Origin of the sequence: Lysobacter enzymogenes (genome assembly GCF_900106525.1) — a bacterium.
Lineage (GTDB): Bacteria > Pseudomonadota > Gammaproteobacteria > Xanthomonadales > Xanthomonadaceae > Lysobacter > Lysobacter enzymogenes.
In genome coordinates this window covers 195,851-212,475 of the sequence record NZ_FNOG01000010.1, presented here as the reverse complement: position 1 = coordinate 212,475, position 16,625 = coordinate 195,851, and the positions used below count along the sequence as shown (strand labels likewise).

General features: G+C 67.2%; 13 protein-coding genes and 2 tRNA genes. 3 read left to right on the top strand and 12 right to left on the bottom strand.

Annotation, left to right across the window (positions count from 1 at the left end):
- The first annotated feature begins 172 nt into the window (after positions 1-172).
- A complete protein-coding gene (locus BLU84_RS22610) occupies positions 173-2,056 on the top strand; it encodes an ABCB family ABC transporter ATP-binding protein/permease (protein WP_074872430.1) in 1,884 nt (627 codons plus the stop codon).
- Positions 2,057-2,067: 11 nt separating this feature from the next.
- Entirely contained in the window at positions 2,068-3,189 is a 1,122-nt protein-coding gene (locus tag BLU84_RS22605) for an MvdC/MvdD family ATP grasp protein (RefSeq protein WP_139175200.1), read from the top strand.
- 103 nt (positions 3,190-3,292) lie between these two features.
- Here BLU84_RS22605 and BLU84_RS27350 read toward each other — a convergent pair whose 3' ends face one another.
- The 9 genes from BLU84_RS27350 to BLU84_RS22565 form a co-directional block, all read right to left on the bottom strand.
- Complete coding sequence (locus BLU84_RS27350) at positions 3,293-3,454, bottom strand: hypothetical protein (RefSeq protein ID WP_170849228.1); 162 nt, start codon at positions 3,452-3,454, stop codon at positions 3,293-3,295.
- Positions 3,455-3,941: 487 nt separating this feature from the next.
- Positions 3,942-4,016 (bottom strand) — tRNA-Val (locus BLU84_RS22600).
- A 146-nt stretch (positions 4,017-4,162) separates the two neighbouring features.
- Positions 4,163-6,193, bottom strand: coding sequence for an excinuclease ABC subunit UvrB (gene uvrB / locus BLU84_RS22595; protein WP_074872424.1), 2,031 nt, complete (start codon positions 6,191-6,193; stop codon positions 4,163-4,165).
- Positions 6,194-6,393: 200 nt separating this feature from the next.
- Positions 6,394-6,843, bottom strand: a complete 450-nt coding sequence (locus BLU84_RS22590; protein ID WP_074872422.1) for a type IV pilin protein — start codon at positions 6,841-6,843, stop codon at positions 6,394-6,396.
- A 12-nt stretch (positions 6,844-6,855) separates the two neighbouring features.
- Entirely contained in the window at positions 6,856-10,704 is a 3,849-nt protein-coding gene (locus tag BLU84_RS22585; RefSeq protein ID WP_074872419.1) for a pilus assembly protein, read from the bottom strand.
- A 10-nt stretch (positions 10,705-10,714) separates the two neighbouring features.
- Positions 10,715-11,248: a pilus assembly PilX family protein gene (locus BLU84_RS22580; RefSeq protein WP_074872417.1), complete on the bottom strand. Its 534-nt coding sequence runs from the start codon at positions 11,246-11,248 to the stop codon at positions 10,715-10,717.
- A 7-nt stretch (positions 11,249-11,255) separates the two neighbouring features.
- Positions 11,256-12,512, bottom strand: coding sequence for a PilW family protein (locus tag BLU84_RS22575; protein ID WP_074872414.1), 1,257 nt, complete (start codon positions 12,510-12,512; stop codon positions 11,256-11,258).
- Entirely contained in the window at positions 12,509-12,976 is a 468-nt protein-coding gene (gene pilV, locus BLU84_RS27345; RefSeq protein WP_074872508.1) for a type IV pilus modification protein PilV, read from the bottom strand. Before pilV ends, BLU84_RS22575 begins: the two co-directional genes overlap by 4 nt.
- Positions 12,977-12,987: 11 nt before the next feature.
- The gene (locus BLU84_RS22565; RefSeq protein WP_074872412.1) at positions 12,988-13,518 is read right to left on the bottom strand and encodes a GspH/FimT family pseudopilin; all 531 of its coding nucleotides are present in this window, start codon (positions 13,516-13,518) and stop codon (positions 12,988-12,990) included.
- 242 nt (positions 13,519-13,760) lie between these two features.
- Between BLU84_RS22565 and BLU84_RS22560 the strand changes: the two genes are divergently transcribed.
- A complete protein-coding gene (locus BLU84_RS22560; protein WP_074872410.1) occupies positions 13,761-14,300 on the top strand; it encodes a GspH/FimT family protein in 540 nt (179 codons plus the stop codon).
- Positions 14,301-14,334: 34 nt separating this feature from the next.
- On the opposite strand, the gene BLU84_RS22555 is transcribed toward BLU84_RS22560, so the two are convergent.
- The 3 genes from BLU84_RS22555 to ppnN form a co-directional block, all read right to left on the bottom strand.
- Positions 14,335-14,733 carry an NUDIX hydrolase gene (locus BLU84_RS22555; RefSeq protein ID WP_074872507.1) on the bottom strand — a complete coding sequence of 133 codons (399 nt, stop codon included), beginning with the start codon at positions 14,731-14,733 and terminating at the stop codon, positions 14,335-14,337.
- A gap of 265 nt (positions 14,734-14,998) precedes the next feature.
- Positions 14,999-15,075, bottom strand: a tRNA-Asn gene (locus BLU84_RS22550).
- 91 nt (positions 15,076-15,166) lie between these two features.
- Entirely contained in the window at positions 15,167-16,549 is a 1,383-nt protein-coding gene (gene ppnN / locus BLU84_RS22545; protein ID WP_074872409.1) for a nucleotide 5'-monophosphate nucleosidase PpnN, read from the bottom strand.
- Positions 16,550-16,625: the final 76 nt, after the last annotated feature.

Here is a 16,625-nt window from a genome sequence, read left to right as displayed (position 1 = left end):
CAAGGATTTTCCAAGGCCGCGCAGCTAGATGCCGGCGCCGAGCGGCGCCCCGGCCCGCCGACGCGGTCGCCCACTATCGCCCTGCCCTCGTCTCGCGACGCCTCGGCAATTCCCGCGCCTTCCTCGCCGCAGGTCGCGCGCCTGCGCTCTTGCGTCCACGCCGCGGCGGCCGATGAACGACGAATCCCCTGCTCCCGCCGCGGCGACCGCCAGCGGCTCCGCCCTGACCGTGCTGCGGCGCCTGCTGCCGACGGTCTGGCATTACCGCGGCCGGGTTCTGCTGGGCCTGGCTCTGGTGGTGGGCACCAAGCTGGCCCTGGTCGGGCTGCCGCTGGTGCTCAAGGAACTGATCGACGCGCTCGATCTCAAGCCGACCCCGCTGACCGTACCGGTCGCGCTGCTGATGACTTATGGCGCGCTGCGGCTGGCCTCCTCGGTGTTGCAGGAGTTGCGCAACGTCGTGTTCGCGCGGGTGATGGCGCGCAGCTCGCGCGAAGTCGCGCTGCGGGTGTTCGAGCACCTGCATGCGCTGAGCCTGCGCTTCCACCTGGACCGCCGCACCGGCGCGGTCGGCCGCGACCTGGAGCGCGGCATGGGCTCGATCTCCGAGCTGCTCGACACCGTGCTGTACATGGTGGTGCCGACCCTGGTCGAGCTGGCGCTGATCGTCGCGATCCTGGTCGCCGGCTACGACCTCTCGTTCGCCGCGATCACCCTGGTCACCTTGGCGCTGTACATGGCCTTCACCTACCGCATGACCGAGTGGCGGCTGCGCTGGTACCGGGAAATGAACGAGGCCAACACCGAGGCCAGCGCCGGCTCGGTGGATTCGCTGCTCAACTACGAGACGGTCAAGTACTTCAACAACGAAGCCTTCGAGACCGAGCGCTTCGACCGCCGCCTGCGCAACCTGGAAGACAGCGCGGTGCGCAGCCTGAAGGCGGCCTCGCTGCTGGGCATCGGCCAGTCGGCGCTGATCGCCGCGGGCCTGACCGCACTGCTGTGGCGGGCCACCGACGGCGTGGTCGCCGGGCGCATGAGCCTGGGCGACCTGGTCCTGGTCAACGCCTACCTGCTGCAGATGGCCGCGCCGCTGAGCTACCTGGGCGTGGTGTATCGCGAAGGCAAGCAGATGCTGGCCAACCTGGAGCGCATGTTCGCCCTGCTCGACGAGCCGGTGGAGGTGCGCGACCGCCCCGGCGCGCCGGCGCTGCGGGTCGGCGCCGGCGAGGTGCGGTTCGAGAACGTGTCGTTCCGCTACGGCGAGCGCGAGATCCTGTCCGGCATCGACCTGACCATCCCCAGCGGCCGCACCGTGGCGGTGGTGGGCAGCACCGGCGCCGGCAAGTCGACCCTGGCGCGGCTGCTGTACCGCCATTACGACCCCGACGGCGGGCGCGTGCTGGTCGACGGCCAGGACCTGCGCGAGGTGACCGCCGATTCGCTGCGCCGGCGCATCGGCGTGGTGCCGCAGGACACGGTGCTGTTCAACGAATCGCTGTACTACAACATCGCCTACGGCCGCCCCGACGCCAGCCGCGAAGAAGTGCTGGAGGCCGCGCGCGCCGCGCGCATCCACGATTTCATCCAATCGCTGCCGCAGGGCTACGACACCGGTGTGGGCGAGCGCGGGCTCAAGCTCTCCGGCGGCGAGAAGCAGCGCATCGCCATCGCCCGCACCCTGCTCAAGCGCCCGGCTATCCTGATCTTCGATGAGGCGACCTCGGCGCTGGACGCGCACACCGAGGACCAGATCCAGCGCGAACTGGGCCAGGCCGCGCGCGGCCGCACCGCGCTGGTGATCGCCCATCGCCTGTCGACCGTGGTCGACGCCGACCAGATCGTGGTGCTGGAAGGCGGCCGCATCGCCGAGCGCGGCAGCCACGCCGAACTGCTCGCCGCCGGCGGCCGCTACGCCGCGCTGTGGGCGATGCAGCAGCGCCGCGCGGACGCCGCGGCCGCGCGCAACGCCGACACTCCCGCCTCGCCCGTGCGCGCCGACGCCGACGCCGCGCCCGAATCCGTTCCGCCTCCGGCTCCCGCCCTCACCGACTGAAGGAAACGCGCATGACGACATTGATTGTCTCCGACCCCTGGGACGTCCACGCCCGCTCGGTGGCCTGGGCGCTGGAGAACGAGGGCGAGCGGGTGCATATCTGGTACACGCACGACTATCCGCAGAAACATCACGTCAGTCTGCGCACCGGCGGCGGCGCCGCCGCGACCGTGCTGCACTGCCTGCGCCACGAGCGCGATTTCGACACCGCCGACATCGACGCGGTGTGGCTGCGCCGCTGGTATCAGCCCGAATCCTCGTCGCAACTGCATCCGGCCGACACCCGCTTCGCCCAGATCGAATCGACCGAATTCGTGCGCGCGACCATCAACCTGCTCGACGAGCAGCGCGAGCGCTTCTGGATCAATCCGGTGCGGGCCAAATCGCGCGCCGACCGCAAGGCGGTGCAGTTGCACCACGCCGCCGCGGTGGGCCTGGACACGCCGCCGACGCTGATCTCCAACGACCCCGCCGCGATCCGCGCGTTCTTCCACGAACACGGCGGCCAGGCGATCTACAAGCCGATCACCGCGGCGTCGTGGGTGTCGGAAGAAAAGGCCTGGGCCACCTATACCACCGCGCTGAGCGAAGACCTGCTGCGCGAAGACGCTTCGTTGTCGAACGCGCCGGGCATCTACCAGCCGCTGCTGGACAAGGCCTACGAGTTGCGGGTGACGGTCATGGGCCACACCGTGATCCCGGCGCGCCTGCACTCCCAGCGCGAAGGCCACTACCTCACCGACTGGCGCGCCAACGACTTCGACGAGGCCATGGGCTGCGAGCGCTACCCGCTGCCGGAAGCGGTCCAAGCGCGCTGCCTGCAGCTGATGGCGCGGCTGGGGCTGGTGTTCGGCTGCATCGACATCGTGGTCACCCGCGACGGCCGCTACGTGTTCCTGGAAGTCAACGAGATGGGCCAGTTCCTGTGGCTGGAGGCGATCAATCCCGGCCTGCAGTTGCTCGACGGCTTCGTCCACTTCATCCGCAGCCGCGATCCGGCCTTCGTCTACGACTGGCGCGAACCGGCGTACCGCTATCGCGACTATTGGGAATCGCGCGGCGAGCGCGGCGAGGCCGAGCCGGACGAACAGCGCCATCTGCCGCTGCCGCGGGTGTACCAGATGCGCGAATGAGCGCAGCGCAAGCGGGACAGACGAACCAGATAAAAGCGAACGGGCCGGGAGGCGTCGCCTCCCGGCCCGTCGTTTTCCCCATATGCGATCCGGGAATCCCGGATTACGGAATATGGTCGCCGTTGTCGGCGGAGTCGATCTCACCGAACGGGCCGGTGCGGCGCAGGGTCGAGGCGGTGACGAAGGCGGCATCCTGGGCGGCGGCGTCGGTGGCTTCGGCTTCGATCGCGACCATGCGGCCGATCAGGCGGGTCTGTTCGCTCATAACCTACTACTCCGTTAGCAAGGCGGCGGATCGCCGCGATCCGAAGATAGGAAGCCGGGTTCGCACGCGGCAAGACGGGCGGCCCTGTCAATTGTTCCAGTGCCGCCTCCGAAGCGGAAAAAAAGCGCCTTCCGGCAAGCAGTTAGCGCCCGAAAAAGATACCGGTCGACACGCCAAATTCGGCAAAGCAGCCTACTTCCGAGCTTGAATGGCGTGAAGAAAAAGTGACGGCGGTTGCGGGCCTGCGCAAGCCGCTGCAGCGGGGCGAAAACCCTGTCCGATATGGGAAAACCCGTGGCTCGCAGGCCGGCGCACCGCTGCGCCTTGGTACTGCCCGAGCCTCGCTGCCGAAGTTGGCTCAAGGGGCGTGAGCTGCGCCCGGCCGGAGGCCACGACCACGGCGGGCGCGATACCAGCTCGAGGACAGCAGGCCCCGCATACGAAAACGGCGGGGCCCCGAAAGGCCCCGCCGTTCAATCGCTTAAATTGGTGGGCGATACAGGGTTCGAACCTGTGACCCCTACCATGTCAAGGTAGTGCTCTACCGCTGAGCTAATCGCCCGTCGCCGAATTTTTCGTGAAGCTCCCCCGGCGAAGGGAGCGCAGTCTAGCCCAGAGCAAGACGCGGGACAAGCGTTTTTTTGCGCCGCCGCAGCCGTCATCGCGGCGCGGGCCCGCAGCGGCGGCGAACCCGCGGCCATGGAAGTCTCAGGCGCCAAAACCGGCGTCCTTGAGCTGCCGCAACTGGTCGCGCACCGCCGCGGCCTGCTCGAATTCCAGGTCGCGCGCGTGCTGGTACATCTGCTGTTCCAGCTGCTTGATCCGGGCCGCGAACTGGGACGGCGACAGCGCCGCGTATTCGGCCTGCTCCTCGGCCGCCCGGCGCGCCCTGCCGCGCGCCTTGAGCGCCTCGGGATCGACCCGCGCGCCTTCCATGATGTCGACCACGGCCTTGGCCACCGACTTGGGCACGATGCCGTGCTGCTCGTTGTATTCGACCTGGCGCTGCCGGCGCCGGTCGGTTTCCTCGATCGCCCGTTGCATCGAGTTGGTGATGCGGTCGGCGTAGAGGATGGCCTTGCCGCGCAGGTTGCGCGCGGCGCGGCCGATGGTCTGGATCAGCGAGCCGGTCGAACGCAGGAAGCCTTCCTTGTCGGCGTCGAGGATCGCCACCAGCGACACCTCGGGCATGTCCAGGCCCTCGCGCAGCAGGTTGATGCCGACCAGCACGTCGAACTTGCCCAGGCGCAGGTCGCGGATGATTTCCACGCGCTCGACCGTGTCTACGTCCGAGTGCAGATAGCGCACCTTGACCCCGTGCTCGCTCAGGTACTCGGTGAGGTTCTCGGACATGCGCTTGGTCAGCGTGGTGATCAGCACCCGGTCGCCGATCGCCACGCGCTCGCGGATCTCGCCGAGCACGTCGTCGACCTGGGTCGCGACCGGGCGGATCTCCACCTGCGGATCGACCAGGCCGGTCGGGCGCACCACCAGCTCGGTGATCTCGCCCTCGGAGTTGCGCAGCTCGTACGGGCCGGGCGTGGCCGAGACGAAGATCGCGCGCGGCGAGCGGCCTTCCCACTCCTCGAAACGCAGCGGCCGGTTGTCCAGCGCCGAGGGCATGCGGAAACCGAATTCGACCAGGGTCTCCTTGCGCGAACGATCGCCTTTGTACATCGCGCCGATCTGCGGGATGGTCACGTGCGATTCGTCGACCACCAGCAGCGCGTCCGGCGGCAGGTAGTCGAACAGGCACGGCGGCGGCTCGCCGGGCATGTGCCCGCTCAAGTGGCGCGAATAGTTTTCGATGCCGTTGCAGTAGCCGACCTCGGCCAGCATCTCCAGGTCGAACTGGGTGCGCTGGGCCAGGCGCTGCGCCTCGACCAGCTTGTTGTTGGCGTACAGGTATTCCAGGCGCTCGCGCAGCTCTTCCTTGATCGTCTCGATCGCGTCGAGCACGGTGCGGCGCGTGGTGACGTAATGCGAGCCCGGGTAGATGGTGTAGCGCGGGACCTTTTCCAGCGTCTCGCCGGTCAGCGGATCGAACAGCGAGAGGTTCTCGATCTCGCCGTCGAACAGCTCGATCCGCAGCGCCTGGGCGTCGCTTTCGGCCGGATGCACGTCGATGACCTCGCCGCGCACGCGGTAGGTGGCGCGGCGCAGCTCGGTGTCGTTGCGGGTGTACTGCATCTCGGTCAGGCGGCGGATCAGCTCGCGCTGGTCGATACGCTCGCCGCGGACCATGTGCAGGACCATGCGGAAGTATTCGTTCGGATCGCCCAGGCCGTAGATCGCCGAGACGGTGCATACGATCAGAGCGTCGCGGCGTTCGAGCAAGGCTTTGGTCGCCGACAGCCGCATCTGCTCGATGTGCTCGTTGACCGAGCTGTCCTTCTCGATGAAGGTGTCGCTGGACGGAACGTAGGCTTCGGGCTGGTAGTAGTCGTAGTAGCTGACGAAGTACTCGACCGCGTTGTGCGGGAAGAACGCCTTGAACTCGCCGTACAGCTGCGCCGCCAGGGTCTTGTTCGGCGCCATCACCAGGGTCGGCTTCTGCACCCGCTGGACCACGTTAGCGATGGTGTAGGTCTTGCCCGAGCCGGTGACGCCGAGCAGGGTCTGATGGGCCAGGCCGTTCTCGAAACCGGCGCTGAGCCGCTCGATCGCCTGCGGCTGGTCGCCCGCCGGCTCATACGGCGCTACCAGGCGGAATTCGGAGGACTGGGGGGTGTCGTCCATTGCTGCGGCCCGCGCTTGTGCGAATCGGGCAGTTTAACGAATGCCGTCTCAGCGGGTGAGACGGTCTGGGCGGCGCGGGAACCTGCAGTCAGGTACCTGCGGTCAGAACCCTGCGATCAGAAACCCTGCAGTCACAAACGGCACGGCCCGCCCGCCGAACCGGCGAGCGGGCCGTGCGCGGCCGACGGCGGGCGCCGGCCTTAGTTCCAGCACTTCTCTGGCGTCGTCGGCTCTTTCTTGCCGGTGTTGTCGATCGACAGGCTGCCGCAGACGTCCTTTTCCTGGCCGGTGCCGCTGACCGGCTTGGCCACGATCTTGAACGTACCCGCCGCGACCGCGCCGCTGAAAGACAGATCGTAGAACTTGGTGCCCTTCTGCGGCGACTGGCCGAAGCCGGCGTAGTCGGCCACGGTGGTCTTGCCGCTGCCTACATACGAGTTGTTGAGGGTGTAGAAGCGCTCCATCGCCTGCGCGGCCTCGGCCAGGTCGGCCTTGGCCTGGCCGCGCCGGCTCTTGCGCACGCTGTCCTGGTAGGTGGGCACCGCCACCCCCACCAGGACCGCCACGATCGCCAGCGCGATCATGATTTCGATGATGGTGAAACCCCGCTCGGCCCGCGCCGAGGTTTGCTTATCCCGCTGCAGCTTCATCTGGGTTCCTCGTTATCGGATCTGGCGCCAGGACTGGCGACCGCAGGGGCGCGGCAGGTAGTACGGCCGCGAGCCGGACGCCTGCGCCATGAACGAACACCGCGAATTCTTGGCGTCCTCGATGTCCTTGCCGGTGGCGGTGTCGGACACGTAGCTGATCTTGTCCATCGCCATCACCCCCACTTCGGTCACCGGTGCGGTGATCGGCGTGCTGGTCGAGGACTTGAGCTTCTCCGCACCGGTGCCGGCCGCCAGCTTGGTCCCGTTCGGGCCGTCGATGGTGGCGTAGTCCAGGCCGGCGCTGCCGTCGACCGCGCCCAGGCCGTACAGCCAATTGTTGCCGTCGGTGGCGCAGGCGTCGGTGCTGCTCGGGTCGTAGGTCGGCACGAACAGAATGCCGCTCTGCAGGCGCGGGTAGCCGATCATGCGCTCGCCGGTGGCCACCGGGTTGCCGCCGCCGGACGTATCCACCCCCAGGTCGATGAACCAACCGCGCTGCGCCGCCGCCAGGCGGCTGTTGCTGATCATGCGCGAGCCGTTCGCTTCGGCGCTGATGAACTGCTGACGCAGCTTGCTGCGGCCATCGACGACGGTGCCGTTGTCGATGATGCCGTAGATGCTCTGCATATCCTTGTTGGTCGGATCGTTGGTGAAGGCGAAGCTGCCCGTGCCGAAGTAGATCATCACGTTGTTGCGCACGGTGGTGGCTTCGAAGCCGCCGATGATCGGCTGGCGCTTGTTGTAGTCGTCCTGCGAGCGGGCGATGAACAGCGGCGCGCCGTTGAAGGCGACGGAGTTGTTGCGCAGATCGAACTTCCACACCGCACCGTTGAGGTCGCCGGCGTAGACGGTGTCGGCATAGCCGTCGCGCACGGTGGCGCCGGTGGTGCCCTGGTAGCGGTCGATCACCACCACGTTGCCCAGGCCGTTCTTCTTGCGCGCGGGCTTGTTGGCGCCGGTCTCCTCGGCGGTGATGGTCTTGACGCTGCCGTCGATCATGTCGACCACGAACAGCACGGCCTTGCCGTTGACGCTGTTGTAGCCGTTGCCGAAGATCGCCTTCCACTTCACGGTGCCGCCGGCGTCGATCACCGGCACGATCGCGGCCTTGCCGAGCACGCTGCCGATGTCGTTGCCGCCGTTGGCGGCGCCGGACTGGTCGGTGACTTCCCACAGCACGTTCAACGTGGTCTGGGCCGACACGTCCATGCCGAACACGCCGCGGCCGCCGGCGCCGACGCTGCCGACCAGCACGGTCTTCCAGCTGCCGCCGTCGTAGGCGTCGGACACGGTGATCTTGCCGTCGACGAAATAGCGGTGGGTGAAGATCTGGTTGTTGCGGTCGGCGGCGTTGTACGGGAACAGCAGGTTGCCCATGTGGCCGAGCGCGGTCGACGGGATGTAGCCGAAGGCCTCGCGGCCGTCGGTGCCGTCGAAGGCGTGCAGCATGCCGTCGTTGGCGCCGACGTAGACGAAGGGCTTGCGGTTGGCGTCGACCTTCGACTTCAGGTAGGCGGCGTAGTTGAAGCGGTCCAGCCCGCCGGCGGCGGTGCGCAGGCCGCGATAGCCGTAGTCGTCGCCTTTGGCCGATAGCACCGGCGTGGAGTTGACGATGTCGCCGAGCAAGGTGGTGCGCTTGCGCAGGCGCTTGCCGTCGTCGGTGCGCGAGCCGCGCAGGTAGGCCACCGCCGCCGCGGCCGGAATGCCGTTGCCGTTGTCGATGCGGTTGAACTTGCCCGAGCAGGTCTGCAGTGAGTCGCTGCACAGCGTCGCCAGCGCGGCCGCATCGGTGGCGCCGAGGTTGGTGGCCTGGAAGTCCTTGAGCGTGGGCTTGACCGTGCCGGCGGCGAGCGCGCCGTAGCGGATGTTGCGGCTGGCGCCCTCGAGCAGCGCCGAGGCTTCCCACATCGCGGTGAAGGTGACTTTGCCGGAGACCTGGTCGAAGTTGGCCTTGTCGGCGTTGAGCTTACTGAACCAGTCGGTGCCGTTGTTGGCGATCTCGTAGCTCGGGGTCACCGAGAAGGTGTTGGCGCCGACGCGCGCGCCGGTCAGGCCGAGGCTGCCCGACGGCGTGGCGCCGCCGCCGACCGAGGCCAGGATCTCGCGCATCGCGTTGGTGATGTCGGCCGGGGTGGTGGCGTTGATGAACTTGCCGCGCGCGTTCATCGTCGCGTGCCAGATCTCGTCGACCGTGCTCGGATTGTCGTTCTGGCGCACTTCCCAGGCCGGGAAGGTCACATACGGATCGGGCGTATTGGTCTTGGGATCGTAGGTGTTGCCGTAGATGTTGCCCTTGGCGCCGAGGGTGACGCCGTAGAAGTTCATGTGCGGATTCTTGTTGCAATCCAGGCGCGGGTCGTCCGGCGTGGTCTTGCACGCGTCCGGCACCGGCACCTTGCCCTGGGCCAGGTCGGGGCGCAGGTTGGTCTGGTAGTACGCTGCGGCGGTGTCGGCCAGGGTGTTGTTGAACGAGTCCTTCAGCGGCGCCGGCATGTTGCCGTCGCCGAGCAGGCCGGTATCCAGGCCGGGGCCGCCGCTGTTGCTGTAGCCGTCGGTGAACAGCATGCCGGCGTTGATCTGGCAGGCGGACTTGACCGGCGCCGCGTCGTCGGTGCGCTTGAACTGGCGGCCCAGATGGCGAACCGCCCAGCGGTTCGGGGTGCCGCCGCTGGCGCCCAGCGTGAGCAGTGACTCGTTGTACAGCGCTTTCTTGTCCGCGCCGGAGTTCATGTCGCGCATGGCGACGTCGGTGTAGTTATAGCTGCCTCCGCCGCTGTTGATGGTGAACATACCGACGTTCATCTTCGTCACCGATTCCAGCGACAACGTCAGCGCGGCTTTCATCGCGCGATTGCGGTTGCCGTAATAGCTGAACCAGTTGGCGAAGTTGGTGATCGCCTTCTGATAATCGGCCGCGGAATAGTTGCCCGAGACGATTTCGTACTTGTACAGCGCACAGCCCTTGCCGCAAGCGTCGTCGATCTTGACCGGCGTGGCGGTATAGCCGGAGCCGGCGCCGGCCTTGTCGGACAGCGAGAAGTACACCGCCGGACGGTATTTGAACGCGACCTTGCAGTCGCGGCTCATGCGCAGCCCGCCCGTAGCGACCTTGTCCAGGGTGTTCGGCAGGGCGTTGCGCGACGTCAGGCCGCCGCAGTTGGCGACGTTGTTGGCGTTGCGCGCCATGTAGTACTCGGTCCCGGCCGGGATCGTCATTCCTTGCGGCGCGGTGAAGTACTCGGAGTAGTTGTTCACCGGATCGTAGGCCATCAGCACGCCTCTGAGGTCGTACTTGGCGGCATTGACGTCGGTCGGATCGGAGCTGGCGGCGGCAGGATCGGCGTTGGGGAAATCGACGATTTCCTGCGCGGCGTTGGGCTGCTTCCAGCGCGCGTAAGTCACGTCCGGATTGAAGTACGCCGGATTGAAATCCGAAGAACGGGCGAAGCCGAATTTGTCGAACGGCGGAATGGCGTTTCGGCCGCCGATCAGGGCGTTGCGCTGCGGGATCAGGTAATGGAACACGCCCGTGTCGTACTGATCGTTCTGGGTGCGCACGCGCGCGGTGGCGCCGGTACCGGTGAAGTAGCCGTTGCCGCGGCCGTTGGGGCCGGTGCCGTCCTCGGCTGCGACGCTCCAGAAGGCGGAGCCGTCCGAACCCGGGAACAAGGTCTGGAAGGTCATCGAACCCGAGTCGTCGACCGCCATGATGAACGACGGCGGTACGGTCACCACCGAGTTCAGCGGCGACTGGGCCAGATCGCCCTCGGCCTGCAGCGCGTTGGCGGTGTACCACCAGTAGGCAGCGCCCGCGCCGGCGAGCAGCAGCGAAGCGGTGATCAAAGAACGGTAGGAAGTCATGACGAGTTCCTCAAGGAACGAAAATGGTGTCGATGACCGAATCCGAGCCGGGATTCGTGCCGCGGTCGACCGCGTAGGCCGTGACCTGGAAGATCAGGTTGGTGTTCTCGCTGACCGGCTCCTTGCCGGAGCTGATGCTGCCGCCGGCGCTGACGCATTCGTCGATGCGGCGCACATAGCTGAGCTTGGTGTCGGCCGGCAGCGGATTGGCGTACTTGAGGCTCTCCGCCCAGCCGCTGGGATCGAAGCCCTCGGCGCTGCAGATCGGCGCGTCGATCTGTAGCGCTTCCACGCCGCTGCTCTTGACCTGGCGGGCGATCGCGATCTCGCGTTCGCGCGCGCGGCCTTCGGCGCCCTGGAAGGCCAGGTTGGCCGAGCGGTAGCTGGCGGTCATGCGTTCCTGCAGGCCGGTGACCTGCATCGCGGTGACGCCGATCAGCGCCAGCAGCACCAGCATCATGAGCGCGACGTACAGCACGGCGCCGCGTTGGCTGCGCGGGCCGGCGATGCTGCGGCCGGTGCGGCGGTGGCGATGGATGCTCATGGCGGCCTCAGTTCCCATACAGGCGGTTGCGCAGCGCGATGCTGGTTTCGTAGGTGGTGCGGAAGCGGCCGTCGTTGGGCAGCTTGAAACTCACCCCCAGCGACTGCGGCGAGGTGGCGCGCTGGCCCGAGGCTGCCGGGTCGGAGCTGCTGACCAGCAGGCCGACCTGCATCGCGCCCACGCGCTGCCAGGCGGTGCGCTGGTCGCCGGCCGGAAGCAACTGGTCGGCACGGCGGGTCGATTCGATCAGGCCGATCGGCGCCTTGGTCGCATCGGTGACCGAGTCCTGGCCATAGAGCAACTGCAGGTTCTCCACACCGTCGACCAACTGCTCCGACGCACCGCCGGCCAGGGTGATCGCGCCACTGCCCGGCTCGACGTTGTAGCGCGCGCGGTACAGCGACGGCAGCTTCTGGTCGTTGAGGCCGACGTAATAGACGAAGCTGTCGGCGCGATAGACGCGGGCCTGGCCCGGGGCGAAGGTGTCGGAACCGTCGAAGGTGCTCTGGTTGACGCCGCTGGCGGCGATCGTCAGCGTGGTCGCGGTGGCGCCTTCGCTCACCTGATTGGCGGCGAAGACCACGACCTGGCGGCAATCGGCGAGGCCGAACAGGCCGCCCTTGTCGAGATCCTTCTTCAACACCGGCCACTGGGTCGGATTGACGTTGATGGTCGCGTTCGGGCCGGTTTCGCCCGGCAGGTTGAAGCTGAGGATGTCGGCGCTTTCGGCCGAGAGGAAGCGCAGCGCCAGCACGTCGCTGCCTTTGATCGGCGCTGGCGTGAGCGCGAGCATGCTGGCCGGCAGCGCCGGGGTCCAGTCAGAGCCCGTGCCGTTGGGCAGCGTCGCCGCGCTCAGGTCGACCGTATCGCCCGACGACGAGCCCTTGGCTTCGAAACCCTGGATCGAGAAGTCGAAGTTCAACGCTTCCTTGTTGGCGATGTTCGGCAGCGTGGTGTAGTTGGTGCGGTCCGACAGGAACAGCTCGCCGAACATGCCGTGGCCGGCGTAGATGTGGACCTGATCGTTGACGCAACCGAACTGCCCGGCCATGCGCGCGTCGCGCTGCAGGTAGTCGATGGCGAAGCGCGAGGTTTCCTGCACCCGGGCCAGGCCCTGGGCCATCTGATAGGACGCGCGCGAGGCGGAGAAGATCTGCACCAGGCCGACCAGCAGCAAGCCGCTGAGCAGCAGCGCGACCATCAGCTCGATCAGCGAAAGACCGGCTTGCGAAAGCCGCGATTGCGGACGGGCGTGCGGCTTCACAGGGCGGTCTCCATCGAGAACGAAGTGGCGCCTTCCAGCGCCTTCCAACGCTTGGCGTCGTCCCAGTCCAACTGGATGGAAACGCGGCCGGTGCTGGTGTTGACCTGGACCACGGCGACCGCGCTGGCGCCCAGCGCCTGCTTCATCTTGCAGGCGAATTCGTCGGTCTGGTCTTTGGGCGTCATCGCGCCGATCTTGGTGCAGGCGGTGACGGTGACGTCGGCGGCCTTGTAAGTGCCCGTGTACTTGGTCGCCACCAGACGGTTGGTGCGGATGTCGTCGAGCAGATCGTTCGACAGGTTGGTCGCGATCGTGCGCTGGTTGCTGCTCTGGGCCAAGCGCAGATTGGTCGTCTGCAGCATCGCCAAGCCGAGCAGGCCCAGGCCGAGCACCAGCACGCTCATCAACACCTCGATCAGGCTCAGGCCGCGCATCCGCGTCGGCGCGGACGGACCGCCTCGCATAGCCACGCGCTTCATACGCATTTCTCCCGCTTGACCTGGACCCGGCCAACGCCGCTGACGGAAATCGAGCGCTTGGTCTCTTCGTTGCTCTTGCACACCGACGGCTTGACGATGACCGTGTAGCTGGTGCGATTGAGAGTGCGGCCGCGGTCGTCGAAGACGATCTCGCTGGTGCTGGCCGGATCCATCGAAATCTGGATGTCGCGCGGCGTATCGACGATGCGCTTGACCTCGGCGTCCTGCCGGGTCTTGTCGTTGTTCTCGTCGGTCCAGATCAGCAAGCCCTTGCTCCAGTCGCTGCCGCAGGCCTTGCCCACGCCGGAGGACGGCGCCGGGCAGACCCGCGCGCTGGTCTTGCTGCGCAGCGCCTCGGCGCGCGCCAGGTTCAACGAGGCCAGAGTGAGATTGGTGGCCGAGCTGACCCGGTTGGACCGCAACGCCGCGGTGAACGACGGCAAGGCCAGGGCCAGGAGGATCGCGGCGACCGCGACGGTCACCAGCAATTCGATCAAAGTGAAACCAGCTCGCCGACGACGGCTCATGAGCGATCTCTTCCCCATACAAGACGGGAAGGATGCTAACAGTCGGAATTACCTCAAAAAGGTGCCACACCGACGAGCGGTCAGGCGGAGTCGGTCAGTGGTTTTTGAGCCTAAGAATAGTCCGACAGGCGTCACGCCTTAGCCTTACCGACGGTCGCGCCCTGCGCCGCTGGTCGTCCCGGACGGTCGCCGGCGAAGCTGTGTCTCCCGAGCACGCCGCGCATCCGCCAAGGGAATGGCCCATGCGAATCAAGAAGTTGGACGCTTACGAGTTCTTCGCCGCATTTGTGTTGGCCAATCTGCTGAGCCTGCTGGTGAGCCCGGGATCGGGCGCCAGCTTCGGCGATTCGCCGGCGCGGGCGTTCGCCCAGGGCCTCGACGGCCTGTACGCCCAGGCCGCCCGCCACGCCGAACGCCGCGCGGTGCCGGTGCTGCTGTGCCCGGTGCGCTGGATCTACTTCGAATGCGACCCCGGCACCGACTGGAGCCGCGGCCTGATGGGCTTCGCCGACAACGACCGCAGCCGCCACCTCAACGAGGGTGACGAACTGCTGCGGCGCCAGCTCCCCCTGCCCACCTACCTGCGCCTGCGCTCGCTCGGCCAAGCGCGGCCGATCCGCTTCCAACCCGGCACCGGGCGGGTCGGCCACGACGCGCCGCTGCTGTTGTGCGACCTGCGCGGGCCGCTGCGCGGCTGGGTGCTGCGCTATCGCAACGGCCATGGATTCGCGACGCGCGATGCGGAGGCGGCGGAACTCGCTCGATGCCGCGCCGACGAGTAAGGCCGCAAAGCCGCCGGCAGCGGCGCCGCGCGCACTAAACCAAGACGCCGCGCTCGTGCAGCCAGTCGAAGACCAGGACATCGACCGCGGAAGCGCGCTCCCGGTCGGCATAACCCAGCCATTGCCACTCCTCGATCTCGGCCGATGCAGTCGGCTCACCCACCGGTTCGGCCGCATAGCAGATCATCTTGATCAAGACGCCGTCCGGATGCCCGTGCGCCTGGGCCTGGAAGGTCGCGAGATAACCGATCGAATCGACTCGCAGCTCCACCGCCAATTCCTCGCGGACTTCGCGCCGCAGGCAATCGACATCGGACTCGCCGGCCTCGCGCTTGCCGCCGGGGAGGTAGAAGCGGTCTTTCCCGCGCGATCGCGTGCTCAAAATCTTGCCGTCGCGCAGATGGACCCACGCCACTTTGTCGATCGTGCTCATGCCGAACCGGTCCTTTGCGATCGCGTCGTCGCCCCGCTCCATTCTCGATCCGCCCGCGCAATCGGCGCACCGGACGCGGGCGCCCTGCATTCCACGACGAGCTCGACTCCAGCGCGTCGGGGCATAGCGGCCATACGGAACGCGCGACTCGAACGCCCGTCGGCGGCACGCAGCGAAAACCCGGGAGCGACACGACCGGATTCCGCGGAAGAGGAAAACGGCGAACAAAAAAGAAGGCCGCGATTGCTCGCGGCCTTCTCGAATTTGGCGCCCGAAGTTGGACTCGAACCAACGACCCCCTGATTAACAGTCAAGTGCTCTAACCGGCTGAGCTATTCGGGCGGGGCTGCATATGATGCTTATTCAGCACCCCGGCGTCAACACTTTCGGGTCAAGAAAGCACGTCGCCGCCGGAGCCCGACATCATACCCGTTCAGGTCACAACGCGGTAGCAGGGGCGGTACTCGCCGGCGATCTTCATCCGCCGTTGCTCGACGAAGGCGCGCAGCAATTCGTCCAGCGACTGCATCATGTCCGGGTCGCCGTGGATCTCGAACGGTCCGAACTGCTCGATCCGGCGCATGCCGTCTTCCTTGACGTTGCCGGCGACGATGCCCGAGAACGCCCGGCGCAGGTCCGCGGCCAGCTCGTGCGGCTTGCGGCCGTGGTGCAGGTCCAGCGCAGCCATCGCCTCGTGGGTCGGCACGAACGGCTTCTGGAACGCCAGCGGGATGTCGATCGACCAGTTGAAGAAGAACGAATCCTTGTGCTCGATGCGGTACTCGCGCACCTTGCGGATGCCGTGCGACATGGCGCGGGCCACGCGCTCGGGATCGCCGACGATGATCTCGTAGCGCTGGGTCGCGACCTCGCCCAGGGTCAGGCGCAGGAACTTGTCGATCTGCTCGAAATACGGCGCCGACGCGGTCGGGCCGGTCAGGATCAGCGGGAACGGCAGGCCGGCGTTCTCCTCGCGCAGCAGGATGCCGAGCAGGTACAGGATCTCCTCGGCCGTGCCGACGCCGCCAGGGAACACGATGATGCCGTGGCCCATGCGGACGAAGGCCTCCAGGCGCTTCTCGATGTCCGGCATGATCACCAGGTGGTTGACGATCGGGTTCGGCGACTCGGCCGCGATGATGCCCGGCTCGGTGATGCCGATGTAGCGCATCGCGCGGCGGCGCTGCTTGGCGTGGGCGATGGTCGCGCCCTTCATCGGACCCTTCATCGCGCCCGGGCCGCAGCCGGTGCAGATGTCCAGGCCGCGCAGGCCCAGCTCGTAGCCGACCTGCTTGGTGTAGATGTACTCGTCGCGCGAGATCGAGTGGCCGCCCCAGCACACCACCAGGTTCGGATCGGCCGGGTGCAGGATGCGGGCGTTGCGCAGCAGGCCGAACACCGAATCGGTGAGGCCGTCGCTGGAGTCCAGGTTGCGGCCGCCGCCCTTGCCCAGCTCGATCGCGGTATAGGCCAGGTCGCGGACCACGGCGAACAGCAGCTCGGCCACGCCGCGGATGATCTCGCCGTCGACGAAGGCCATCGCCGGCGCGCGGGTCAGGTCGATGCGCATGCCGCGGTCTTGCTGATGCACTTCGATATCGAAATCCGGATACAGCTCGCGCGCGGCGCGCGGGTCGTCGGAGGCGCTGCCGCTGGTCAGCACCGCCAGGGCGCAGCGGCGCAGCAGGTCGTGCATGCCGGTGGAGGCGTCGCGCAGGCGCGCGACCTCGTCGCGGGACAGGACGTCGAGCCCGCCCTTGGGGTAGATGCGTGCGTTGACCGTCGGCAGGACGGTCGCGGTGGGGGTTGCGGTCATTGCGGGTTTCTCTGTCGTTTTCATCGTCTAGTGGGGAACGACTCTAGCAGCTTGCCGCGACGCTGCGGCGGGGTCC

Coding starts and splice junctions, on each gene's coding strand:
- BLU84_RS22560 (WP_074872410.1), top strand. CDS start 13,761: ATGCGAATCAAGAAGTTGGACGCTTACGAGTTCTTCGCCGCATTTGTG.
- BLU84_RS27350 (WP_170849228.1), bottom strand. CDS start 3,454: ATGAGCGAACAGACCCGCCTGATCGGCCGCATGGTCGCGATCGAAGCC.
- BLU84_RS22610 (WP_074872430.1), top strand. CDS start 173: ATGAACGACGAATCCCCTGCTCCCGCCGCGGCGACCGCCAGCGGCTCC.
- BLU84_RS22555 (WP_074872507.1), bottom strand. CDS start 14,733: ATGAGCACGATCGACAAAGTGGCGTGGGTCCATCTGCGCGACGGCAAG.
- BLU84_RS22580 (WP_074872417.1), bottom strand. CDS start 11,248: ATGAGCATCCATCGCCACCGCCGCACCGGCCGCAGCATCGCCGGCCCG.
- pilV (WP_074872508.1), bottom strand. CDS start 12,976: ATGCGAGGCGGTCCGTCCGCGCCGACGCGGATGCGCGGCCTGAGCCTG.
- ppnN (WP_074872409.1), bottom strand. CDS start 16,549: ATGACCGCAACCCCCACCGCGACCGTCCTGCCGACGGTCAACGCACGC.
- BLU84_RS22590 (WP_074872422.1), bottom strand. CDS start 6,843: ATGAAGCTGCAGCGGGATAAGCAAACCTCGGCGCGGGCCGAGCGGGGT.
- BLU84_RS22565 (WP_074872412.1), bottom strand. CDS start 13,518: ATGAGCCGTCGTCGGCGAGCTGGTTTCACTTTGATCGAATTGCTGGTG.
- BLU84_RS22585 (WP_074872419.1), bottom strand. CDS start 10,704: ATGACTTCCTACCGTTCTTTGATCACCGCTTCGCTGCTGCTCGCCGGC.
- uvrB (WP_074872424.1), bottom strand. CDS start 6,193: ATGGACGACACCCCCCAGTCCTCCGAATTCCGCCTGGTAGCGCCGTAT.
- BLU84_RS22605 (WP_139175200.1), top strand. CDS start 2,068: ATGACGACATTGATTGTCTCCGACCCCTGGGACGTCCACGCCCGCTCG.